This window comes from Nocardiopsis ansamitocini (genome assembly GCF_030268225.1).
Lineage (GTDB): Bacteria > Actinomycetota > Actinomycetes > Streptosporangiales > Streptosporangiaceae > Nocardiopsis_D > Nocardiopsis_D ansamitocini.
The window spans coordinates 489219-513038 of sequence record NZ_BSQG01000005.1; the positions used below are offsets into that span (position 1 = coordinate 489219).

Here is a 23820-nt window from a genome sequence, read left to right on the forward strand (position 1 = left end):
GCCTGTTTGGATAGTTAGAGCCATTCGTTGATGGCAGCGACGTGGCGGGTGGCCTCGTGGCGAAGCGCGAGCTTGTCATAGCGCGTGGCCACCGCCCGATTACGTTTGAGCCGGTTGATCCCACACTCCACCGCGTGCCGGGCCCGATAATCGCCCCTGTCCAACCCGGGCGGGCGGCCGGTGGTCGGGGTGGGCAGGAGCGGTTCGAGCAGTGCCCATTGGATGTCGGTGAGGTCACCGCGTCCGGGGCCGGGTAGGGTCACAGCGAAGCCTTCGGTGGGCTTGGTCTTCTTCGTCGTTGACTCGTCCACCGAAGGCTTCGCTTATGTGTGGGGCGACGCGCCCGCCGTTACTGTTTTGATGCGCTTCGTCCCAGGCCAACACATTCCCAAACAGGCCCTAGCGCGCCTCGGCGACACCCACCGCGCTAGGTCGACCGCGGGGCCGTCTGCCGACCCGGACCGGAGCCGTGGTGCTCAATGTTCTTGCAGGCGGATCGAGCAGAACCGACAGGGCCGTCCTCCTCAACCGCTCCGGCTCAGCCGGGTAAACCGATATCCGAAGGGCGCCGCCCCGCACCGGGCCGCGGGCGCACTCCGCAAGGACAGCCGGGGCACCGGTCGTCCCCGATCCTGCCGCACCACCAACGGGCTCCACAGAAGTCGGTAGAGCTCACGACCTGCCAGGAGACGGGAGAAGGTCGGTGAGAAAGCCCTCGAACTCCTCAGCACTCGGTTTGTCGTCCGTGAGCAAGGTGTGCAGCAGCAATCCGTCGATCGCACCTGCGACCACCCGTACTCGCACCGGATCGTCGGTATAGCAATTTGCGAATGCCTTGACCGCACCGAGCCATCCGTCGGTCGCCGATCGCAGATGGGGGCGCCTTGCCGCCAGGAGAAACAACTCGTATTCAGCCAGCAGACGCCCTGGATCAGCCACGACCTGCGAGAGCAGGACCGCCAGATCACGTCGTCGATCACCTCCGGAAGACAGCCTGCGCATACGCGCCGAGTCCTCTTCCATGACACTGGTCAATGCTGCGGTCAGCAACTCTCCCAGGCTGGTGAAATGGTAGGTCGATGCGGACGTGGGCATTCCCGCCTCACGGGCCACCTTCCGGTGGCTGACACCCGCCACCCCATCCCGTTCGATAACCCGCAAGGTCGCCTCGATGAGCGCGTGTCTACGCCTCAGGCCCTTGAGCCTTCGCCCATCCGTTGTGGACTCGTCCAGTTCTCCTCCTACGGGTCGGGCCTGAAAGCTACTCACCCGGGCCAGTATGCGCGTCCGGCGTCGGCGGGCAAACCACGCGGTACCGGGTTTGACGAAGCAGCGCCGGCCCCGGGCCCCAAACCGAACGGGCATCCCGGCAGAGCTCAGGAAAGCGTCACGAACGTCCCTGCACAGGCATTCCAGGCAGTGTCTTTCCCGGTGGAGACGTTTCGTAGGCTTTTCTGCCGATGCCCGGAAACGTCTCTTCCCCGCCTACGGCAAACCCGTGCGACTGACCGCGCTCCACCGCACGACGGAGATGGAACTCGGCGGCGCCGGTGTCTCCGCCGCACAGGGCGACCTTGGCCAACCAGGTGTCGGCCTCGACCTCACCGCGTGTGTAGGAACGCTCTGAAGCCACCTGGAGAGCTCTTTCATACATTCTCCCGGCCGCGGCAAGATCACCGTGGACATAAAAGGCACGACCGATGCGGAACAAGGTTTCGACGGCTTCGACCCACAGGCCGAGGCCTTCAGCCGCCCGCAGGCATTCGCTGAGAAGCCCGGTCACCTCTGCGTGGTTCCCGTCGGTCTCTGCCACACGGGCCAGCGACCGTCCCGCACGCAGGTGCCCCCAACGGTCACCCAATTGGGCGAACAGCATCGCACTCCTTTCGGCATCGCTGCGCGCCGAAAGAAAATCTTTGCCGTCAAAGCTGTGGTCGGCCCGTTCTGCGAGGGCCGCGGCTTCCCCCCACCAGTCGGAATGCGAACGCGCGGCGACCAACGCCTCCTCTATCAGGGCCCGTCCCTCCTGATGGCGTCCGACCCGGTAGAGGGAAGCCCCCACGAACCAATGAAGGCGTGAGCTGAGCACGAGATCCTCGATGCGGATCCGGGCCGGTTTTCCCTCCATGCCCGCCAACCATGCCTCGGCGATCTCCCGGCTTCCCTCGGCGCTGCCTTCCACCTCAAGTGCCGCCCGGAAAGACCTGCGCGCCTCGGTCAGCCTGCTGCGGAGCAGCCAGTACCAGGCCAATGCGTTCACCAGTCGCAGCGCGAGAGCCGCCTCACCGTGTCGTACCGCGAGCTCCAGCGCCCTTCGCATGTTGACCGTCTCGGTATCCAGCAGTTCGAGGAACCGGCCCTGGTCGGGACCGCGCAAATTTCTTTCCGCCGTCTCGGCCTGTGCCACGTGGAAGCGCACGAATTTGAGCCGGACCTCGGCCAGTTCTCCCGATTCCGCCAGCTGCTCCATGCAGTAGGCCGCGACCGACTCCAGCAGACGGAACCGTTCACCGTCCCGGACCACGAGCGATCGGTCGACCAGGCGCGAGAGCACGTCCAGGACATCGCGTTCGGGGACGGAGCGGTCGGCGCACACCGTACGCGCGCCGACGAGTGTGCTGCCGTCCGCGCTCACCGCCAGACGGCGCAGCACCGCCCGTTCCGAATCGGACAGGAGCTCCCAGCTCCAACCGATCATCGCTCGCAGTGTCTGCTGCCGCGTGGGGCGCCCGCGCCCCGGACCGGTGGGAAGCGCGAACCGGTCGTCCAGCCCTTCGGTGATCTGTTCGGGGCTGAGCACGCGAAGGCGGGTGGCCACCAGTTCCAGGGCAAGCGGTATGCCGTCGAGCCGCCTGCAAATCGAGGCGATGAACGACGCGTTGTCAGGAGTGATGGCAAAACCGGGCACCGCCGCAGCGGCGCGCTCCACGAACAGCTGGACGGCGCTGGAACGGCCGATCTCTTCGGCGATCCTGACCGAAGGGACGGTGGGGAGCTTCGGCAGGGCCAACGGCGCCACAGGGCAGACCGTTTCACCAGGAACGTCGAGTGCCTCCTGAGTGGTCACCAAGGTGTGCGTCACCGCAGCGGCGGCAAGCAGTTCCGTGGCCACGACGGAGACCGGTTCGACCACATGTTCGCAGTTGTCCAGAAGAATCAGGAGACGTTTGTCGGCGATGGCGACACAAAGCCAGTTCACCAGGTCGACGGGGTCGGATTCGGCCGCCGTGTCGCAGAGGCCCAGTGTCGTGATGATCCGTTCCGCGACGTCTCCTGCCGAGGCATGGCGGTCCAGGCCGGCAAACTCCACGAGCCAAACTCCGTCGGGAAACTCTTCGGTCAGCGTCCTGGCCGCCGAGATCGCGAGCCGGGTCTTCCCGACGCCCCCCGGACCGGTCAACGTCACCAACCGACCCCCTTGGCCGGCCGACAGCGCCCTGCGGACGCTGTCGACTTCCTTCTCCCTCCCGATCAGTGGGGTGGCCGGACTCGGCAGGTTGGTCCGGTACGGGACCGCGGGCACCTCGGCCACCAGGCTCGGCTCCTGACGCAGGATCGACGTGTGAAGCCCGCTCAGTGCCGGCCCCGGGTCGACCCCCAATTCCTCGCCGAGCTTGGTCCGGAGGTCGTGGAAGGAGTCCAGCGCCTCCCCCTGACGCCCGGCCTTGTAGAGGGCGAGCATGTGGAGCGCACGAAGCTGCTCGCGCAACGGATTCAGCTTCACCAATTCACCGAGCTCGGCGATGGTCGCGCTGTGCTCGCCGAGCTCAAGGCGCGCCGCGGCCCGATGTTCGAGGGCGGCCAACCGCAACTCTTCGAGACGGGTGATCTCCGCGCCGGCGAACGCGGCGTCGGCGACGTCGGCGTAAGCGGGCCCCCGCCACAATGCCAAGGCGTCGGTCAACACTTTCACCCGGCTGCGCGGGTTGCCGGTGCGGGCCGCCAGTTCGGTCAGCTGCTGGAACGAGTACGCGTCGAGGCCGTCCCCGTCCAGGTTCAACTGATAGCCCGCCGGCTGACGGACCACCTGGTCCGGGCCGAGCGCACGTCGCAACTGGGAGATCTTGGTCTGCAGTGTGTTGAGGGGACGACCGGGCGGTGCGTCCCCCCAGAGGTCGTCGATGAGCCGATCGGCGGATATCGGACCTCCTTGGTGGACCAAGAGGTTCGCCAGGATTGCCCGTACCTTCGCTTCGGGGATCTTTACCTGTCTTCCGCTGGTGTCCCAGGCAGCCAGCGGGCCGAGCACCCCGTAACGCATAGCTGAATCCTACCGGCAGAGCCCCCAGTATTTCGTGCGCGGACCGTGCGCACGGTCGAGGACGATGAAGCCTCTTCCACCTATGAAGAAGAGGAGCTTCCATGCCCCGGACAAGTGACCGCAGGGCCGGCCCGGCGGAGTGGGGAGGACTTGCCGTCCTGGCACTGCCCACCGTTCTGTTGGGCCTGGACGTCACCGTCCTGCACTTGGCGTTGCCCTCGCTGGCGGTCGACCTGCGTCCGAGCGGAACCCAGGAACTGTGGATCGTGGACGCCTACGGGTTCTTGATCGCCGGTTTCCTCATAACGATGGGGACCCTCGGGGACCGGATCGGCCGTCGCCGGCTCCTCATGATAGGCGGCATCGCTTTTGTCGCTGCCTCACTGGCTGCCGCCTATTCCACCAGCGCGGAAATGCTGATCGCCGCCCGCGCGGCGTTGGGGATCGCCGGCGCCACTCTCATGCCGTCGACACTGGCACTGATCAGCAACATGTTCCACAATGCTCAACAGCGTGCCCTCGCGATCGGATTGTGGGCGACGTTCTTCGCCGGCGGGATGGCTGCCGGGCCCCTGGTCGGAGGAGTGCTGTTGGAGCACTTCTGGTGGGGTGCCGCGTTCTTGTTGGCGATCCCCATGATCGGGATCATGCTGCTGGCCGCGCCTTTCCTGCTCCCCGAGTACCGGGACCCGGAGAGCGGCAGGCTCGATCTGCTCAGTGTGGTTCTTTCGCTGGCTGCCATCCTTCCGGTCGTATACGGCATCAAACAGTTCGCGAAGGACGGGCTAACCGTCGGCGTGATCGCGGCCGTCGTCTCGGGCCTTGTCTTCACGGTCGTGTTCGTCCAACGTCAACGGCTTCTGGCCAGCCCCTTGCTGGACGTGAGCCTGTTCCGCAACCGGGCATTCAGCGTGGCGCTGGGCATGATGCTCGTCGGGCTGGTCGGCGTCGGCGGGACCATGCTGTTGGTGACGCAGTACCTGCAGTTGGTGGAAGGGCTCTCCCCCCTGGTGGCCGGCCTGTGGTACGGCCCGCCGGCGTTGATGATGATGCTCTCGGCGATCATCGCGCCGCTGATCGCACGACGTATCCGCGCGGGATACGTCGTGGCGGGCGTACTCACGCTTTCCGCCGTGGGATACGTCCTCCTCGGCCTCGTCGGAAGCTCCGACGGACTGGTCCTCGTCGTACTCGGTTTCTCCCTGGTCTATCTGGGGCTGGGAGCGATCGCCGCTCTGGGAACGGATCTGGTCGTCGGAGCGGCACCACCGGAGAAAGCGGGGTCGGCATCGGCGATGTCGGAGACCGTGCAGGAACTGGGGCTGGCCGCCGGCATCGCGCTCGTGGGCAGCATGGCTGCCGCGGTCTACCGGAACCGCATGCAGGCTGTCGAGTACTCCGCCGACCTTCCCTCCGATGCTGTCGATTCGGTCGAGAACAGCCTGTCCGGTGCGACTTCGGTTGCCGACCGGGTTCCGGCAGAGGTCGTGGAACAGGCCAAGGACGCCTTCATATCGGGATTGAACACCGCCGGCGTCGTCGGTGCGGTGACGATTCTGGCCCTGGCGGTCCTGACCGCAGTGACGCTGAGGCATATCAAGGCCACCGGGGACACGCCGGAAGACGCGGAGCCGAGCAACGCGGAACAATTGCCGGCGCACCCTTCGGGGTGAGGAACAGCAGGGCGACCGCTCCCGCTCTCAACAGATCGGGAGCGGTCGCCCTTCAGTGGGTGCAACAGAGAGAACAGAAGATGTCTGGAGGCGATCAATGTCTGGTGACTTCGGCGATCGCAATGACGGGCGCCTCTCGCGCGGGCTCCGGCGTCGGGAAAAACTGCTCTCGGCCGCCCTGCGCGTGGCCGAAAGGTCAGGAGTGACCGAGGTCGGACACCGTTCGGTCGCGCGCGAGAGCGGGGTCTCCCCCGGTGCAGTCAGCTACCACTTCCCTGACCGAACGATGCTACTCAAAGCCCTTTTGCGGTACGCAGCGACCCAATCCGACGCCAAAACGAGTGAGTTGGTGCTGGAAGAACCGGACCGGTTGGGGATACTCGCGGCGTTGGTCGCGGACGCCTCGTCCCATGGCCGCCGGCGCGCCCTGGTGGAATACGAATTCGCGCTTCTCGCGGTCCGGTACACGAACCTGGGCCGCCCCCCGGGCACCGGCTGGCGTCGGCTGCTGTTCACCACCTTGGACGAAATGGCGGTGGAACCGTGGGCCGCTCAACGCGCTGCCGATGAGGTCGAAGGGATCCGCTTCCGCGCCCTGACCGGTTCGGAACGACTCACCGCATACGACGTCCGCGCCAGAATCAAGCAGATCCTCGATCCGCAGGGCCGTAGACGGTGAGGAACGAAGCCCTGCCTCTGCACTGTCACAAAAACGACGGCACAGAGGCAGGGCTCGAAGGAGTTGTCAGGACTGCGCCGTGCCACCGGGGCCAACACGACGCGCGCCGCACGACACCGACGGTCGGGGCCCGAACAAGCCCGCGACCGATGAACAGCACGGGTTCGAGTCACCTTCTCGGGGCTCTCGTTGTTGCAGGAGCCCGCCAGGAGCGACACCGAGTCCGCGGCGTGGGCCACCCGTGGGCCGGCGTCGAACGACGATCCGGCAGGCACCCGCTCGTCTATACGACCGGCGGAGCACCGTCCCAGGGACGAAGCTCTTCGATCTGGGCTGCCAACGACAGGAGCACGTCTTCGGCGCCCGGACGACCGACGAGTTGCATACCGACCGGGACCCCGTGCTCACTGACCCCGCAGGGGATACTGATCGCCGGTTGGCCCGTCATGTTGAAGGGGTAACCGAATGCCAGCATGTCGGCGTACTCTCGCCATCGCTCCGCGAATCGATCCCCCTTCGGCCCCTCCCCTGTTTTGTAGGGCGGCCGAGTCGTCGTCGGGGTGACCAGCACGTCGTAGCGGTCCCAGAACCCGAGTACACGAGCGGAGAGAACGCGGCAGGAGCTCACGGCAGCGCAGTAATCGCCAGCGGTCATCCGCTCGCCGTGCCTTGCGATATCCAGCGAGGTCGGCTCCACCTTGCCCAGTTCTCCTACGGGAATACTCTCCACCAGGGCTGCCACGTTGCCGGCCATGATCGCAAGAAACGAATCCAACATCCCCTTCAGCTCGGGGGTGTCCTCGGAGAGCGAATGGGGAAGCTTATCGAAAACGGTCAAAGCATGACGAACGCTCTCCGCGATTCCGGCGTCCATCTCTCCGTGCGGCGGAGCGAGCGTCCACGCGATCCTGAGCTGTTCAGGGGCCCGGTCGCAGGCGTTCAGGAAGAAACCAGCCTTCTGCAATGGCAGACCGTAGGGGTCCCCGGTCATCGGCCCCGAGACCACGTCGAGCATGAGGGCGGCATCCCGTACGGTTCGTGCCATGGGGCTGCTGATCGCAAGGCCGGCCCAATGCTCGAATGCGCTGGGCCCCCACGGGATCCGTCCACGGGTCGGCTTGATTCCGACGATCCCGCACGCGGCGGCAGGGGCACGTCCGGAACCACCGCCGTCAGCGGCAAGGGCCAGAGGAGCCAGACCGGCGGCAACCGCCGCGGCCGCCCCACCGCTTGAACCCCCGGGGCCAAATTCCAGGTTCCAGGGGTTGCACGTCGCACCGTGCCGCGCGTTCTCGGTCGTCGCGCGAAGCCCGAATTCCGGCATCACGGTCCCGCCGAGGATGACGGCTCCCGCCTCCTTCAGACGTCTCACGGCTTCGGTATCGAAATCAGGAACATATTCTGTGATGGCACCCGACCCGTTGGAGAAGGGAAGCCCTGCGACTTCATGGACGTCTTTCACGACGACCGGGACGCCTGCCAGCGATTCGCCCCTTAGTCGGGGGGTCGAGTCCACGCGCTGAGCGTCGGCCCTCGCCGCGTCTTCACGCAAGGAGGCCATGGCGTTGATTCTGGGTTCGACGTCACGGATCAATTGGAATCGCTCGGCGACCAGTTTTTCTGCGGCCCCGGGATTGTCTGCGACGTGTGATCGAATTTGGAGCGCGGTGACAGGTGTGGACGGCTCGTTCATCGGTCCCCTTTTCCATGAGATGAGTACTGGCCGAACGGAAAGTCTCGGGTTGCCGAGTGGCGGGCACGGGTAGGCGGAACAGTTCTCGATCAGGCGGTGTGGGTCAGCAGGATGTCCAGGGAATCGTCGGCGATCCGCTCAGCACGATCGCGTGAGACAAGACCGTCGACATAGGTGAAGTTCAGACTCAGACACCCATGGGTGGTCGTCGCGGCAACCACGAGGACGCCGGTAACCGAGATTCCCGCGGCGAAATCGGCATCCACGACGGTGAACCCGCCGACGGATTCGGGAATCGGCTGCACTCCGATGTTGGACAGGCAGAGGTTGATAGGTCCTTCCTTGTCCATATAGTCGAGGAGTTCCATGCTCTCTTCGATTCCGGCCGGCACCCGCGCGCTCAAGTCACTGATCATCGAAAAATGCTCACCGCGGGCGCGTCTTTCCGCAAGGTCGGCGTTGACCGACCCGGCCACGGCCCAGATATCGAATTCAGGGTTGCATTTGATCATCGTCGGCAGAGTGGCGACATAGGTGCCCGCCTCGTCCGGGCGCACCAGAGAATCCAGTTCCGTTCTGAAACTCACCGGTGAACCGATCATGAAATAGGTTCCCGCAGGTGTTCCCGCGTCTCTGTGCACAGCTTCGACCAGACACGCGGCGAGAGCGCCGTGAACGGTCACCGACCTCTTTCGGCAGGCAGTCGACAGGGCCTTCGTCGCCGCTGCGTCCAAACGACGATGGACGAGCCGGGTCCTGCGGTCGCGGAAGTCCACATGCCGTTCCCGAGGAACACGGACGGGAGCATGACGGGCGACGTCCAGGCTGTCACGGTTCCTTTTCTGTTCGGCTGCTCCCGCTCCGCGGAACGAGCGGTACGGGTCGGGAAAGAGGTCCTCCGTGGCGGCGAGCCGCCGATGGGGAGGCGCGGAGGAGACGTCGCGTGGATGTTGCGCGGCCGTCTCGACCCACTGCTGGAGAAGAGAGACGGCGGTGGTGCCGTCCGCGATCGCGTGGTGCAGGACGAGCACGAGTTCGTGTACGCCGTTTTCGCCCCGGTCCGAAGCCGTGCTCGTTACGGCGGCCCGCACGAGCGGCCCCGAGCGCCAGTCCGTCCCGACGGACAGGTACCGGGAATCGGCGTCGTCCTCCCAAAGCGCGCTCGAACCGACCCGCCCCGACCCGGCCCGGGTCCACTCAAGAGGAATCGGGCACTTCGACTCGACGAATTCCGGACCTTTTTCCCCTATCTTCTCTATGGCGACACCGAGCAATGGATGGCGCCGCTGCAACGAATCAAGGGATTCGCGCGCCACCGCGAGGGAAAAATATCCTTCTATCCGCATCCTTCCAACGACGTTGAGTGGGGAAATCTGGTCAGCAATCCAGTACCAACGCTCCAAATTACTAAGTGGACGCAAAACAAAATCTCCTTGTCGTGGAACATGGTTCAAGCAGTTCAACTAACCATGACCGGCCCGCTTGATCCCCTGATCGGCTTCCCAATGGGAATCAGCAAGAGGCGCTGCGTCCATGAGTGCGGTCCGAGCCAATCGAACCCGGGAATTCACCTCATATTTTTTAAAAAGTTTCTTGAGATGATAATTCACCGTGTGCTGTGAAATACTCAGCCGCCGCGCGATCTGCTGGTTCGTGTAACCCTCGGAAGTCAACAGGACCAAGCGCATCTCCTGTCGGGTCAGCTTCGGAGTCGGCTTCCGATCAGGAACACGACTAATTCGCAAGTTCTCACCGACACCTCCGGCAAGAAGAGACGGAAAAAATCGAGGAATATAACTCCAGAAAATTTCGTGCACGATCGGGCTCTGGAACTGAATTTTTATTCCTCGTCCAAGGATTCCCAGATTGTAGGCCGCCGCAGCAGCCCAAAAAATTTCTTCCCTGTTCTTCCCGACCACGGGGGCAACGGATTCGATCACGTCCGCACCCTCACCCACCGCCGCACAAGCAGCGAGAAACTCTTTTATATGCCTCGGCCCCTGCTCGAGAATACCGTCGACCCACGAGTAGAGTCGGCCCGGCAGGCGGGTCTCTCCTATGTCGGCAAAATTTCCCTGCTGTACGACTACTCCTTCCTCTTTGATTCCCTTAAGCGTCTCAAGGGCAAGCGCCGGGCTCCCTCCAGCCCGAAAAAGCATCTCGGACAAACGTTTCCCAGGAGGGATTCCAAGGACGTCTTCCGCAATCTGGACCACTGCGGAGCGCGAGACGGGGCCAAGTCTTATTCGGCAAATGTTCGAAACCGCCGGCTTCAGCAGGTCGATTTCGCTCAGAGGATCCCCTCCGGGGCTGGAAGCGAAAACCCAGACGCTGCGGCCGACAGGCGAACAACCGAAACCCCCGCTTCCCGACCCGCTGGAACCAGAAGGCAGTGCTTCATCGGGAATGCGGTCGACGTTGATTCGGGGACAACCGCAGGACAGGCAATCGCAGTCCCGAACGAGCGAGCATCCCCCTTTCATCCGACAGCGAGTGGGGCCTCGCACTTCATAATCCAATTTGCGGGCAAAATCAAGACATTCTTCGGCGAAACGCGTTTTTCCGACCCCCGGAGGCCCTTCGATCAAAATAGCCACCGACTGTCGTCGATTTTTCGCCTCTCCAAGTACACGGAGAACCTCCGACCGTTCGTCCGAACGCCCTCGAAGAGGGTTCGTTCGACGGTCATCTTTTGATCCGCACCGAATCTCGAACTGTCTCAGCTTGAATCCATCTACACCTTTCGAAGTTCCAAGTGAAATGAAATTCATAATTTTCCTCCCCCCATCCGAGCAACCCACAATTCAACTCGAACAATCAATTTACACACGAAGAACAGCAACGAAACAGCTGTATGGAAGAACCATCGACGGCAACCAGGCCGATCCCCCAGCACACACCCGAGAACAGAAAGCTGTACGGTCGTTCCGATTGTTTGCGACCATTGAATCCACCGCAAGACAAATCGTGAGTGATCTAGATCACTCACCATTTAACAGCGAGTTCCGGGGCACGGAATCCGTAGCTTTACCTGCAAGTCGAGAAGATGATCTTCATCCCGATGATCATCCCCTCCAAACCAACTCCTATATTTCTTAAATATTAACGATCAGCGCATTGACCTGCGAAATTTCCGCGTAGTCGGCACAGCGCCTACTTGATCACGCAGTGGCCGAACCAGAGGGCAATCTTTTATCTTTCCGATGGAATGTCCAGCTCACTGGGCCGAGCAGTCCGCGAGCGCCCTTCTTTCCACCGGAAACGCGTAAAGGGGTATTCAGTGAACCCTGTCGGAACGAAGCACACCCTTGATGTGCCACGCCTGGCCGACCAGATCCGGCCAAGCGTGTACCAGAACGACATCTGGGCTGCCGAATCCCGTATGCCGGGCAGCCCCCAGTTCAACGTCGTCATCAATGAACGCTTGGAAGGCGTCACGGACCGTGATCTGCTGAAGGCGTGCACAGTACGCGCGCTGCGTCGGCATGACGCTTTTCGCATGAGAATCACCGAGGACGAGGAAGGCATTCCCCGCCTCTGGCCGACCCACCAGGATTCGTGGACACCACGGGTGGAGACGGTCGACCTATCGGCCGAGAAGAATCCCGCCGCGGCGGTGAGCCTGTGGCAGGAACGCGCCCTGAACCACCCTTTCGAGCAGGGAGACGGTCCTTTGTTCCAAACCGTGCTGCTCGTGGAAAGCCCTACATCCACTCATCTTTACCTAAAAGCACACCACATCGTCGCCGATGCGTGGGCCTTGAACCAGCTGTCCCTGGAGATCATCTCGGACTATCGAGATCGTCTTGACGGGAGGGTGAGGACCACCAGCGAACCGAATTCTTTTTTTGCCGAGATCTGCCGGTCGCACGCATACACGACCTCCGTCCAGCAGGAACGCGACCGTAGTTTCCACAGAGAAAACTTGGACGGGTTCACACCGGCGCTCTTCACGCGGTCCGCCCCCGGCCGTGCCGAGCGGGGCCGGCACTCCTTCACGATCGACGGCAAGATCGTCAGACGAATCCTGGAGGCGGGAAGTTCTCCGCTACCCTACCTTGCCACAACGGTCGGCGTCTGGCTCACCCGCGTTCTCCGCTCATCAGAAGTGGTACTGGGAGTTCCTTTTCTCAACCGGCACAGCACAACCGAAAATAAAATCATAGGTCAGTTCGCCAACAATCTTCCGCTACGGATCCAGGTGGACGAAAAGACCCCGATACTCGATCTCGCCAGCGCCACCAAAGACCGACTAAGGAAAATGCGCGCGCACGAACGCCTCCCGTTTGGCGAGATCCTCCGTGAAACGGCAGCAGGACCAGGAGGAAGACGTCAGCTTTTCGACGTGACCCTCTCCTACATGCGCTATCCGCGTCCCCCTCAGATCTCCGGCCTCGAACGAACGACAACAATCATGGCGCCTGTCCATGAGGCGAACGTCCTGTCGATCATGGTCCACGCTTTCGAGGACGAGGACGATCTACGCGTCGATCTCGATTATGCCTGCGACGTCTTCGACGAAGATCTCACCGCCGAGGCGTTCGCCGGACACATCAACGAATTGGTCCGCAAGGGGCTCGACTTGGCAGAGCTGCCGGTGTCGGGCCTATCGATGCTGACCGACTCCGAATACGAAGTCGTCGTGCGCCGCCACCAGGGAGAATACGCACACTATCCGAGCGAGAAGACGCTCGACATCCTTTTCAGCGAGCACGCCACGCGTACCCCCGATCACCCGGCAGTGCACGACGAGGGGTCCGGGACACTGACCACCTACGGTGAATTGGACCGATTGTCCAACCAGGTCGCTCGTACCCTACGGGCGGAAGGGGTCGGCTCGAACTCCCGGGTCGCGATCATGGCCGAACGCGGAACCGAATTGCTCCCCGGTCTCCTCGGAATCCTCAAGGCCGGTGCCGCGTATGTGCCGATCGATCCGAGTTACCCTGAGGCCCGAATCCGTATGCTGCTCGACGACTGCGGAGCAAGCACCGTACTGCTCAGCAAAGGCGTGAGCGAGGACCGTGCACCCGGCGCCATATCCGTCCACCGCATTTCGGACCTTTTCCACGGTTCGAACCGGCCCCTGGCGCCCGCTGCCGACTCCGGCGACCTCGCCTACGTCATCTACACCTCCGGATCGACCGGCCGCCCCAAAGGGGTGATGGTCGAGCACCATTCGGTTGTCAACCGCCTCACCTGGATGCAACGCCATTATCCGATCGGCGCCGACGACACCCTTCTACAGAAGACGCCCACCTCCTTCGACGTGTCGGTGTGGGAACTGTTCTGGTGGAGCTCCCGGGGAGCTTCCGTGGCGCTTCTACCCCCGGGAGCGGAGAAGGATCCGCACCAGATCCTCAGATCCGTTCACGCCCACGGTGTGACGGCCATTCACTTCGTTCCGTCAATGCTGGGCCCTTTTCTCGACCTTCTGGAGGATGACTCCTCCGCTCGCTCCGCCGCATCAAGCCTGCGCTACGTCTTCTGCAGCGGCGAGGCCCTCCCGGCCGAACGCGTCAATCAGTTCAACCGCATCTTCGACGGTGCACAGAAGGACGGAACCGCTCCTCTTCTGGTCAACCTGTACGGCCCCACGGAAGCCGCTGTCGATGTCACCCGCTATGACTGCCCGCCTGCTTCCGCTGGTCCGGTCGCCCGCGTCCCCATAGGACGCCCTGTGCAGAACACCAGCCTCTACGTGCTCGGCGCTCACGGCGGCCCCCAACCGATCGGCACCCCCGGGGAACTGTGCATCGGCGGGGTACAAGTCGCCCGGGGCTATCTGGACCGCGCCGACCTGACCGACGAGAAATTCGTCAAGGACCCCTTCTCGCCGGGCGGCCGTCTCTACCGGACGGGAGACCTCGCACGTCTGTTGCACGACGGCACCATCGAATACCTCGGTCGTCTCGACGGCCAGGTGAAGATCCGCGGGAACCGGGTCGAGCTCGGAGAGGTCCAGAACGCGCTCGTCTCCCTGAGCGAGATTCGGAACGCGGTGGTCATCGATCACACCCAAGCGGGACGCGGGACCGTTCTCGTCGGTTACTACACAGCCGAAGCCGAGCTCGACACCGCTGATCTGTCTACCCGCTTGCGCGCCTCACTTCCGGAATACATGATTCCTGCCGTTTACATCCGTATCGACCATCTTCCGCTCAGTCCCAGCGGCAAGGCCGACCGCGGAGCCCTGCCTTCTCCGAGCACAGCTCTCCGGACAGGACGCGGAGGCGCCCCGACCACGCCCACGGAGACCGTACTCGCAGGCGTTCTGGCTGAAGTTCTCGGAGTCGACAACGTCGGTGTCCACGACGACTACTACGGCCTCGGTGGCGATTCCATCACCATGCTGCGGGTACGCGCGCTCGCTGAGAAGGCCGGTGTCCCCTTCGACCTGTCCGATCTGGTGCAGAACCCCACGGTGAAGGCGTTGGCCGAACTCGTCGACCAGGGGTTGACCGGCAGTGATCCTCGCACGGTCTCCACTCGGGCAAAGGCCTTGGAGCCGTTCGCCCTGGTTTCCCAGGTCGACCGTGCCCGCCTCGAAGGCCGGGAGGACGCCTTCCCCATCACCAGGCTGCAGCTCGGCCTACTTTTTCACAGCAGAGAACGCCAAGACTCCGCCGTTTACAAGGACGTCTTCAGATACAGCATCGCAATGCCCTGGGACGAAGAACGCTTCAGTGCGGCATTCGCCAGGTTGGCCTCGCGTCACCCGGCTCTGCGCTCCTCGTTCGCGCTTGCCGACTACTCCGAACCACTTCAGGTCGTCGACCGGACGGTATCGGGGGGACTCGGGACAGCCGACCTCCGCCAGGTCCCGGCGCAGAAGGCCGAGGCGGCCGTCGTCGAATACATGCAGAAGTGGCGCCTTCACGACTACATGTTCGACCAGGCTCCTCTCTACCGGTTCCAGGCATTCGTCATGCCCGAGACAGTCGAGATCGTGCTCTCCTTCCATCACGCTCTCCTCGACGGAGGGAGCGTCGCCAATCTGCTGAGCGAGCTTCTCCAGGACTACCTGCACACATCAGGCATGGAAATCGGTCCGGTGACGGGAGCGAAGCCCCCTACCCCGGCGCTGCACGCAGCTGACGAACGTGCCGCGATCGCCTCAGTGGACAGCCGGGAGTACTGGCGGGCACGACTTGACGGCGCGCTTCCCCCGCAGATCGAAGGTTTCAAAGCACACGGCCACGACACCGGAACCGAACTCATCGTCCGCGAAATCGTGCTCTCCGAAGAGCTCCAAGGGGCCGTCCGCTCCTTGGCCGACGAGCACGTTCTCCCGGTCAAATCCATACTCTTCACAACTCACCTAATGGCCCTGAGAGCCCTTTCAGGACAAGCCGACCTCACCACCGGGCTGGTCACCCACGGCCGTCCCGACATAGAGGACGGTGAGCGTATTTGCGGACTTTTCCTCAACACCCTTCCCATCCGTTCTTCCTTCGACCGAGGCACCTGGCTCGAGGCGGTGCGAAACACCGTCGAAGTCGAACGTGAGGCCCATCCGCACCGCCGGGTCCCCCTCGCCGTGATCCAGGAGGATTTGGGCGCCGGCACGCTGGTGGACACCGCCTTCAACTACATCCACTTTCGACAGTTGGGCCCGATTTTCCAGGTCCCCGGGGTGGAGGACCGGGGTTTCGAAGCCTGGGAAGAAACCAACTTCACACTGTTGGTCAACGCGATGGCGGACCCTGTCGACGGTCGTATCCGCCTGCGTATGGATTTCTCAGGCCGTGTCTTCACCGAGGAGCAAGGGGCTCTGTTCGCCGAGATCTACGCGCGGCTCCTGCGTCGCATCGCCGAACAACCGACGGCAGCGGCGGACCTCTCGTTCCTCGCGCCGGCCGGCATGCTGTCCGCGGCTCCCCGGGCTTGTACTCCCGTCGACGTCGTCAGCGCGTTCGAGGAACGTGTCCGGGCTGCACCGGGCAGGACTGCCCTGGTGTTCGGTGAGGAGACCTGGAATTACGCCTGGCTGGACGACATCTCCGAACGCATCGCGCGGAAACTGTTGTCGGCAGGCGCGAACCCGGGCGACAGGATCGCAATCGCCATGGAAAGAGGATCCGAGACGGTCGCCGTCCTGCTCGGTGTTGCACGATCGGGGTGTTCGGCCGTCCCGCTCGACGTCTCTTATCCTCCTGAACGGCTGCGCCTCATGGTCGAACAAAGTGCACCGAAGCACGTGGTCGTCCATCCGGCCTACGCGGACCTCATCGAGGACCAGAGCCTGGTGCTCTCGGTTGCGTCCCTCGTAGCCGGAACCGCCGCGCCTTTGCGCGAGGCGTCAGGCGCTCTTCCCCGGGTGTCTCCCGAGGACGAGGCCTATCTGCTCTTCACTTCCGGGTCCACCGGCACCCCCAAGGGCGTGTCCATGCCGCACAGGGCGCTGGCCAACCTCGTCGCCTGGCAGAACCGCGTTCCGAGCGGGGCGGTCGGTGGCCGGACACTGCAGTACGCGCCGCTCAGCTTCGATGTCTCCTTCCAGGAGCTGTACTCCACTCTCTGCGGGGGCGGAACGCTGGTGGTGGTCTCCGAAGAACTTCGGCGGGACATGCCCGGACTTCTCAGGATGATCGACCGCGCAGAGGTCGAGCGTCTCTTCATGCCCTATGTGGCCCTCCAGCGCCTCGCAGAGGCCTCCAGCGCACTGGGGATCGTCCCGAGGCGACTGGCTGTCATCGGCTCCTCGGGCGAACAGCTGAAGGTGACCGACGAGATCCGCCAGTTCTGTCGTTCACTAGACGGGGTGGTTCTGGAGAACCAGTACGGACCGACCGAAAGCCATGTCGTGACCGCTCACAGTTTGTCGGGCGACCCGGCGCGCTTCCCGCTCCTCCCCCCGATAGGCAAACCGATCGACGGAGCCCGCGTACTGGTCCTGGACTCTCTCGGGCGTCCCTCACCGGTCGGCGGCAAGGGGGAGATCTATCTCGGTGGCGTGTGCCTGGCGGCCGGCTACGCCGGTCGTCCTGAGCTGACCGAGGAGCGGTTCGTCGCCGACCCGACGCGCAGCGACGGGGAACGCATCTACCGGACGGGCGACATCGGCATGGTGCTGCCCGGCGGCGACATCGTCTGTCTGGGGCGGGCCGACCGTCAGGTGAAGATCCGCGGTTACCGCGTGGAGCCGGGGGAGGTGGAACTCGCCCTGGCCGAGGCGGTCGCCTTCAACAATATCGATGCCGCGGAAGTCGCGGTGGTCGCCCGACGCCGCGAGAGCGGTGACAATTTCCTTGCCGCCTACCTGGCCGGTGGTGAGGAAGAAACCGTTTTCGACGGTATTCGTCGACGGCTCCAATCGGTCCTGCCCGACTACATGGTTCCCGTGCATTTCGAATGGGTTCCCGCAATGCCGACGACTCCCAGTGGAAAACGCGATGACGACGCCCTGAGACGCAGGACCGTACGGATCCAGAACCGGTCCACCGACTCAGCAGCACCCACCAACTCCCACGAGCGCGTACTGGTCGAAATGCTTGGCGATCTGCTCGACCTCCCCGGAATTGGTATTCATGACAACTTGTTCGAGCTGGGTGCAACATCCATCACTGCGATGCGGCTCGCGGTGCTCATCGAACAGCGCTTCGGCTCGCCCATCCCATTGTCCGAACTGATCGTATCCCCCACTGTCGCCGAACTGGCGCTGCGTCTCCCGGTTTCCGGCGAGCAGGGCGATTCGATCGGCACTGCCTTCAATCCGCTGGTTCCGATCCGCCGGGGCGGGTCCAGCGCACCGATGTTCTATGTCCATCCAATGGGGGGCAACGTATTGTGTTACGTGCCTTTCGCCAAATACCTACCGGCCGAGCAACCGTTTTTCGCTCTGCAGGCATTCGGGACGGATTCCGGGACCGAACCGATACGCGGAATGGAGGAAATTGCCCGCTGCTACATCGAGGCGATGCGGGAAGTGCAACCCGAAGGGCCCTATCACATCGGCGGCTGGTCGTTCGGCGGATTCGTTGCCTTCGAAATGGCGCGCCAACTTCGAGAGGCCGGCCAGCGGATCGGTTCTCTGGTGCTGCTGGACACAACGGCGCTCGGGGCCGGGCGGAACGCAAGAGTCGACGACGAGGCTCTCATCGCCTGGTTCTTCTGGGAGCTGCTCTGGCTGGAGCGCGGCGGGGCTTCACCCGAGGCGGTGATACCAGCCGGGCTCGTCACCCTTGACGAGAAATTCGAGTTCATCACCCAACTGGCGATCGACGAGGGCGTCCTTCCTCCGGGAAGCACGGACGCGATCGTTCGACGTCTTTTCCGACTTTACGAGGCGAACTGGCGGTCTGCCTTTGACTACTGGCCCGAGGTCGTCGATCAGGACATGGTCCTCGTACACGCCAAGAAACCGCTTCCTGATGTGCTCATGTCCATGCACAGCGCTATCGGGAGCATGCACGCCGACCCGGCCAACGGCTGGCGGGAACGCACTTCGGGAAATTTGTCGGTGATCGAGGTCGAGGGGGACCACCTCACGATCATGGAGGAGCCGTACGTGATCGACGTCGCAACAAAGGTGCTGGGCATCATCGACGACAGCGTTGCCACCGGAAGAGAGTGACTGATGAATACCAAGAGAACGGCAATTATCGTGGGTGCCGGAATCGGTGGTCTCACTGCTGCCATCGCCCTGCGAAGGGTCGGCCTCGACGTGGAAGTGTACGAACGGGCGCCGGAGATCCGGGCAGAAGGATTCGGCCTGTCGGTCATGAGCAATGCGGTGGCCGCACTCGACTCTCTCGGAATCGATCTGAAACTGGACAAACGCGGGCGGACACTCGACACCTATCTCGTCAAGGACAGGAAAGGGCGGCTGATCCGAGAGTTCCCCTTTCCTGAGATCATCGACCGCCTCGGTGTGCCCAGCGTCTGCATCGGCCGCCCCGACTTGTTCGCAGCGCTTCAGGAGGAGGCATCCGGAATCCCCTTAACCCTGGGGACCGCGGTAGAGAGATTCGAGACGCGTGATGACCGGGTGCGCGCGCACTTCACCGACGGAGTCACAGCGGAAGCGGATCTGCTGATCGGCGCCGATGGGTTCAACTCGGCCGTGCGCCGGCAGATCGTCGGTCCCGACGAGCCCGCGCACGACAGCGGCTACATCGTGTGGTTGGGCATCACCGATTACGAACACCCTCGTTTTCCTCCCGGCTCGGTGGTGCACTTCTGGGGCGACGGCATGCGCTTCGGCCTGGTGGACATCGGCCAGGGACGGCTCTACTGGTGGGGGACCAAGAACATGTCCGCGGAACGTTCGGCAGCGTGGAACGGGGGCAAGTCAGAAATCCTGGACGCCTACTCCGATTGGCCCGACGAGGTTCGCGAGGCCATCCGGGTCACACCCAAGAAGGACGTTCTGTCTGTTTCATCCCGCGACAGGCCGTTCTTGGAGCGTTGGGGACGCGGGCCGGTCACGCTACTGGGCGATGCCGCCCACCCAATGCTGACGAGCCTCGGCCAAGGATCGGCCATGGCGATCGAGGACGCGGTCGTGCTCGCCCGTCACGTGGAACTGGAACCGCATGGCCCACGGGCGCTGCGGGCCTACGAGGACGCGAGGCGAGAGCGTACCCGGGGCATCGTCGAGGCGACACGAACCATCAGCGACTTCGAGCAGTCCCAGGGGCCGCTGCGTCGCCGGATACGCGATTCCTACTTCAGGTACATGTCGCACCGGACACTCGTCGGACAACTGGAACCGGCGCTGACTTTCCCCGGACACGGGACGGACAACTCGCCCGTCCCCGGTAGCAGAGAGGATCGGCCATGAGCAAGAACGCACACCCCCATTTCCCCCGCCGCCCTGTTCCCGAACATCCCGTACTGGTCACCGGAGCCTCGTCGGGGCTGGGACGGGAATGCGCCCTCGATCTGGAGAATCGCGGCTTCCATGTGGTTGCCGGCGTCAGGCGGCCGGAAGACGGAGAAAAGCTGGTCGCGGAATCCCTGGAGGGACGACTCCGCTACGCGATCATCGACGTGACCGACGACGACTCGGTGACGGCCTCAGCCCAATTGATCGAGGCTGAGTACCCCTCCGGGCTCTGGGGTCTCGTGAACAATGCGGGGATAGCCGTCTCCGCACCGCTGGAGTGCGTCGACAGCGAGATGCTGCGTCGCCAACTCGAGACCAACGTCGTAGGCCAACTGGCAATGATCCGGGCCCACTTGCCTTCACTGCGCCGTACCCGGGGACGCATCGTCAACATCACCTCTGGTCTGGGAAAAGTCGCGATCCCTTACATGGGGGCCTATGCTGCGGCGCAATTCGCCAAAGAGGCGATGAGCGATGCGCTGCGCAGGGAACTGGCGACGAGCGGGGTCAACGTGTCCGTAGTGCAACCCGGAGCAATCATGACCCCCATATGGAGCAAACTCTCCGACATCGCAACGGACGCGCTCCGTACTGCTCCCCCAGGCGTTGCCGAGATCTACCGTGCGTCCTTCTCCGCGTTCGTCGAGGCCAACGCAGGACAGGCCGCACAAAGCCGCACCACCCCGGAACAATTCGCGACCACGGTGGCGAGAGCCCTGACGGATTCCTCACCTCGCACCCGGTACCGCGTGGGAGTCGACTCATGGCGAGTGAACATACTGGCCCGGGTCATGCCCGACCGAATGCTGGACCAGATGTTCGCAGGAATTCCTCCGACCGCGAGGGACTGGAACCGAGATTCGCACTGAGACCTTCTCCCTTCACAGGAGAGGTCACATCGGGACCTCTCCACTACCGCACTCGCCCCAAAAGAGGCTCGCGGCAGCCACAAGCCACGTGATCACAGGCGGGATTGCCTGACCCTCCCCTTGCGAACGGAGCATCCCGACAGGAAAAGCCCGAAAACGGCCCTCTATGCACACCAGTCCGGGACCTGACGGGTGGGGGTGTTCTTCCTCCGGGAAGAACACCCCCACCACCAACGGTTCCCAGAACCGTCAACCCCATGAAGGATCTGATAAGCCCCTCTACGAAGCCCGTGCGCGTGCCCGCGACGGTGGCGGACCTGCCCTGCGCCGACGTCCTGGAACCTTTCACCGATACGCGGCCGGACCACGACATCCACGAAGTCCTCCCCTACGACGGCACCTCCCTCGACCACGTCGATGCCGTGGGGTCCCGCTTCGTCGAGAGCGCCTTCAGCAATGTGCAATTCGATCACGGGCGGCTGCGCCGGTCCGGGTTCAACGACGTGTGACTGCACACCGTGCGCATGACCGGCACCGATCCGGCCGAGTGCAGCTGGAGCGATAGCTACGTGGCCGCGAGCCTGCTGACCGGTATCGCGGCGTTCGGCTCCGGCATCCAGCGGGTGGTGTCCTCGTCCTGCAAGCTCAACGCGGTCAACGTCCGGGCCGCAGAACTGTTCGACGTCGTCTTCGAGAACTGCGCCCTCATCGACGTGGACTTCAGCCAGGCCGTCCTGAACCGGGTCTCCTTCCCCGGCTCCACCCTCGAAGGCGTCCACCTGGCCAAGGCATCGATGACCAAGGTCGATCTTCGCGACGCGGCCGGACTGGACCTGGCCTCGGGCTACGAGTCGTTGCGGGGGCGACCATCAGCGAGGCGCAACTGACCGGGATGGCGCCGGCGCCGGCGTTCACCCTGGGCATCACCGTCAAGGACAGGTAGCGACGTATCGCACCGGGCAGGCACGTCCCGGGGGCGGAGCCTGCTCGGAAGACGCCGACAGAGCCCGGACAGCCGGGTCGAAAAGCACGGATGACGAGGCCGGTGCCATCGAGGGTGCACCATCACGCAGCCGGCGAACGGCCGGGCCTCCCTCGATCGGGCGCGCACCCGCCGCACCGCCCGCCCCGTACGCGGCAGCGGCCGACACAGCGGTGCAGTCCACAACCGACGACAACCACACCCGGGTGTGAGACCGGCCCATCCTCCTGGTTTACGTCCCGCGGCCCGGGGTTAGCCATTCCTTGCCACTTGGCCCGCCCTGCTGTCTGCGAGGTAAGTATGACAATCTCGAACGGCCGCACCACGCTGGATGAGCACCGCGAGCTGAACACTGACTCGACCGCTGTGGAGGATGTCAGCAAACGCATCCTGGAAACCGGCATCGACTACGTGCACTACCAGGCGGTGACGCTCACCGGGCGGGTCGTCGGCAAGACCGTGCCCGCCCGGCATCTCCGACGCAGCCTGGAGAACGGCGTCCAGCAGTTCCGCACCGTCCTCGGGGACCTGCACACCGATCCGACCGGGGAGCTTCTCGGCGGCGGCAACGACGCGGCCGAGTTCACGGCCATGCCCGACCTCGACACCTTCGCCGTACTCCCCTGGGATCCCCGCACGGCCCGGTTCTTCTGTCGCCTCTACGAGCCCGACCACCGGCCCGAGGGAGTGCGCGGCCAGCCCCTCCCCACCGACGTACGGGGCGGCCTGCAACGCATGCACGCCGACTTCACCACCCGCACCGGTTTGGAGCTGCGCAGCGGCTGCGAGCCGGAGGCCGCGTGGAGCGGACCTGGCCTGGAACCTCCTCGGGGCCATCGGGTGACTCCGGCGCTCCATCTCGACTCCCTTGACCGGTTCCGGCCCGTCTACCAGCGCATCATCGCGTACGGGCAGGCGCTGGGCCTGGACATGACCGAGGGCGGGCACGAGGGCGACGACGGCCAGTTGGAGATGAACTGGATGTTCGACCATGCCGACCGCACCGCCGATCGGCTGATCGTCCACCGCCAGATCTGCCGACAGGTCGCACGCGAACTGGGGCTCACCGTCAGCTTCATGCCCAAGCCGAGCGACCGCCACATGGGAAACGGCTGCCATCACAACCTCAGCCTGTGGCGGGACGGGGTCAACGTGTTCAGCGACCCCCAGACGCGCGAGCTGCACCTGAGCGACATCGGTCGGTACGCGATGGGCGGCATCCTCACCCACGCGGCCGCGATGTCGGCCGTCGTGTGTCCCACCGTCAACTCCTACAAACGCCTCGCCCAAGCGAGCGAATTCACCCCCTCGCACGTCAACTGGGGCCGGGAGACCAAGGCGTGCGCCCTGCGTCTACCGGCGAACGGGAGGGTCGAGTTCCGGCTCCCGGACGCCATGGCCAACCCCTACCTGTCCCATGCCGTCCTCATCGCCGCGATCGAGGACGGCATCAAGAACCAGACCGACCCCGGTCCGGACAAGGCCCATGAGGACCACGCTTCCGCGCAACGCTTCCCCGCACTGCCGCACACGCTGGAGCAGGCCCTGGAGCGGTTCTCCGCCGACCCCGTCAGCACCGGGGCCCTGGGCGAGGAGACCGCCGCGCTCTTCCTGGCGATGAAATCCCTGGAATGGAGGCGGTTCTGCACCGCCGTCACCGACTGGGAGCGCGACGCCTACACCGACGCGGGGTACTGAGACCGCCGTACGCCAGGGACACGCCGCCCCCGCCGCCCCTACGTCGAGAAGCGAAAGGGCGGGGGTCCACGCCAGTTTCTCGGGTGGGGGAACCGAACTGTCGACGCCGTCCGCCATCCATGACGCCACGACCGC

General features: G+C 64.1%; 14 protein-coding genes and 1 pseudogene. 9 read left to right on the forward strand and 6 right to left on the reverse strand.

The features are described from left to right. Positions 1-14 precede the first annotated feature (14 nt). The 3 genes from QSJ59_RS24385 to QSJ59_RS17050 form a co-directional block, all read right to left on the reverse strand. Positions 15-311: a hypothetical protein gene (locus tag QSJ59_RS24385; protein ID WP_432707495.1), complete on the reverse strand. Its 297-nt coding sequence runs from the start codon at positions 309-311 to the stop codon at positions 15-17. 361 nt (positions 312-672) lie between these two features. Further along, a complete protein-coding gene (locus QSJ59_RS17045) occupies positions 673-1269 on the reverse strand; it encodes a TetR/AcrR family transcriptional regulator (protein ID WP_285760557.1) in 597 nt (198 codons plus the stop codon). A gap of 118 nt (positions 1270-1387) precedes the next feature. Beyond that, the gene (locus QSJ59_RS17050) at positions 1388-4261 is read right to left on the reverse strand and encodes an AfsR/SARP family transcriptional regulator (RefSeq protein WP_285760558.1); all 2874 of its coding nucleotides are present in this window, start codon (positions 4259-4261) and stop codon (positions 1388-1390) included. A gap of 101 nt (positions 4262-4362) precedes the next feature. Here QSJ59_RS17050 and QSJ59_RS17055 point away from each other — a divergent pair, with 101 nt between their 5' ends. The 3 genes and pseudogenes from QSJ59_RS17055 (at position 4363) to QSJ59_RS17060 (ending at position 6613) form a co-directional block, all read left to right on the forward strand. After that, the gene (locus tag QSJ59_RS17055; RefSeq protein WP_285760559.1) at positions 4363-5934 is read left to right on the forward strand and encodes an MFS transporter; all 1572 of its coding nucleotides are present in this window, start codon (positions 4363-4365) and stop codon (positions 5932-5934) included. A 97-nt stretch (positions 5935-6031) separates the two neighbouring features. After that, positions 6032-6226 (forward strand): annotated as a pseudogene (locus QSJ59_RS24390) (TetR family transcriptional regulator); the annotation flags it as partial. Positions 6227-6283: 57 nt separating this feature from the next. Continuing rightward, positions 6284-6613 carry a hypothetical protein gene (locus QSJ59_RS17060; RefSeq protein WP_285760560.1) on the forward strand — a complete coding sequence of 110 codons (330 nt, stop codon included), beginning with the start codon at positions 6284-6286 and terminating at the stop codon, positions 6611-6613. Between the two features lie 283 nt (positions 6614-6896). Here QSJ59_RS17060 and QSJ59_RS17065 read toward each other — a convergent pair whose 3' ends face one another. From QSJ59_RS17065 to QSJ59_RS17075, 3 genes are all read right to left on the reverse strand, one after another. Beyond that, on the reverse strand, positions 6897-8306 hold the full coding sequence (locus tag QSJ59_RS17065; RefSeq protein WP_285760561.1) for an amidase: 1410 nt from the start codon (positions 8304-8306) through the stop codon (positions 6897-6899). Between the two features lie 89 nt (positions 8307-8395). Beyond that, positions 8396-9709, reverse strand: coding sequence for a phthiocerol/phthiodiolone dimycocerosyl transferase family protein (locus tag QSJ59_RS17070; RefSeq protein ID WP_285760562.1), 1314 nt, complete (start codon positions 9707-9709; stop codon positions 8396-8398). A 60-nt stretch (positions 9710-9769) separates the two neighbouring features. Then, positions 9770-11077: a LuxR family transcriptional regulator gene (locus QSJ59_RS17075; protein WP_285760563.1), complete on the reverse strand. Its 1308-nt coding sequence runs from the start codon at positions 11075-11077 to the stop codon at positions 9770-9772. A gap of 509 nt (positions 11078-11586) precedes the next feature. Here QSJ59_RS17075 and QSJ59_RS17080 point away from each other — a divergent pair. The 6 genes from QSJ59_RS17080 (at position 11587) to QSJ59_RS17105 (ending at position 23685) form a co-directional block, all read left to right on the forward strand. Beyond that, on the forward strand, positions 11587-18882 hold the full coding sequence (locus QSJ59_RS17080) for an amino acid adenylation domain-containing protein (RefSeq protein WP_285760564.1): 7296 nt from the start codon (positions 11587-11589) through the stop codon (positions 18880-18882). Positions 18883-18885: 3 nt separating this feature from the next. After that, positions 18886-20091, forward strand: coding sequence for an FAD-dependent monooxygenase (locus QSJ59_RS17085; protein ID WP_285760565.1), 1206 nt, complete (start codon positions 18886-18888; stop codon positions 20089-20091). Next, positions 20088-21005: an SDR family oxidoreductase gene (locus QSJ59_RS17090; protein WP_285760566.1), complete on the forward strand. Its 918-nt coding sequence runs from the start codon at positions 20088-20090 to the stop codon at positions 21003-21005. Before QSJ59_RS17085 ends, QSJ59_RS17090 begins: the two co-directional genes overlap by 4 nt. Positions 21006-21262: 257 nt before the next feature. Continuing rightward, positions 21263-21514: a hypothetical protein gene (locus QSJ59_RS17095; protein WP_285760567.1), complete on the forward strand. Its 252-nt coding sequence runs from the start codon at positions 21263-21265 to the stop codon at positions 21512-21514. 15 nt (positions 21515-21529) lie between these two features. Further along, positions 21530-21892: a pentapeptide repeat-containing protein gene (locus QSJ59_RS17100; RefSeq protein WP_285760568.1), complete on the forward strand. Its 363-nt coding sequence runs from the start codon at positions 21530-21532 to the stop codon at positions 21890-21892. A gap of 395 nt (positions 21893-22287) precedes the next feature. After that, positions 22288-23685 (forward strand): glutamine synthetase family protein, encoded by a 1398-nt coding sequence (locus tag QSJ59_RS17105; protein ID WP_285760569.1) that lies wholly within the window; start codon positions 22288-22290, stop codon positions 23683-23685. Positions 23686-23820: the final 135 nt, after the last annotated feature.

Excerpts from the sequence above, each read along its gene's own strand:
- QSJ59_RS17050 (WP_285760558.1), bottom strand. The coding sequence starts at position 4,261 with ATGCGTTACGGGGTGCTCGGCCCGCTGGCTGCCTGGGACACCAGCGGA.
- QSJ59_RS17055 (WP_285760559.1), top strand. The coding sequence starts at position 4,363 with ATGCCCCGGACAAGTGACCGCAGGGCCGGCCCGGCGGAGTGGGGAGGA.
- QSJ59_RS17065 (WP_285760561.1), bottom strand. The coding sequence starts at position 8,306 with ATGAACGAGCCGTCCACACCTGTCACCGCGCTCCAAATTCGATCACAC.
- QSJ59_RS17075 (WP_285760563.1), bottom strand. The coding sequence starts at position 11,077 with ATGAATTTCATTTCACTTGGAACTTCGAAAGGTGTAGATGGATTCAAG.
- QSJ59_RS17085 (WP_285760565.1), top strand. The coding sequence starts at position 18,886 with ATGAATACCAAGAGAACGGCAATTATCGTGGGTGCCGGAATCGGTGGT.
- QSJ59_RS17090 (WP_285760566.1), top strand. The coding sequence starts at position 20,088 with ATGAGCAAGAACGCACACCCCCATTTCCCCCGCCGCCCTGTTCCCGAA.
- QSJ59_RS17095 (WP_285760567.1), top strand. The coding sequence starts at position 21,263 with ATGAAGGATCTGATAAGCCCCTCTACGAAGCCCGTGCGCGTGCCCGCG.
- QSJ59_RS17100 (WP_285760568.1), top strand. The coding sequence starts at position 21,530 with ATGACCGGCACCGATCCGGCCGAGTGCAGCTGGAGCGATAGCTACGTG.
- QSJ59_RS17105 (WP_285760569.1), top strand. The coding sequence starts at position 22,288 with ATGACAATCTCGAACGGCCGCACCACGCTGGATGAGCACCGCGAGCTG.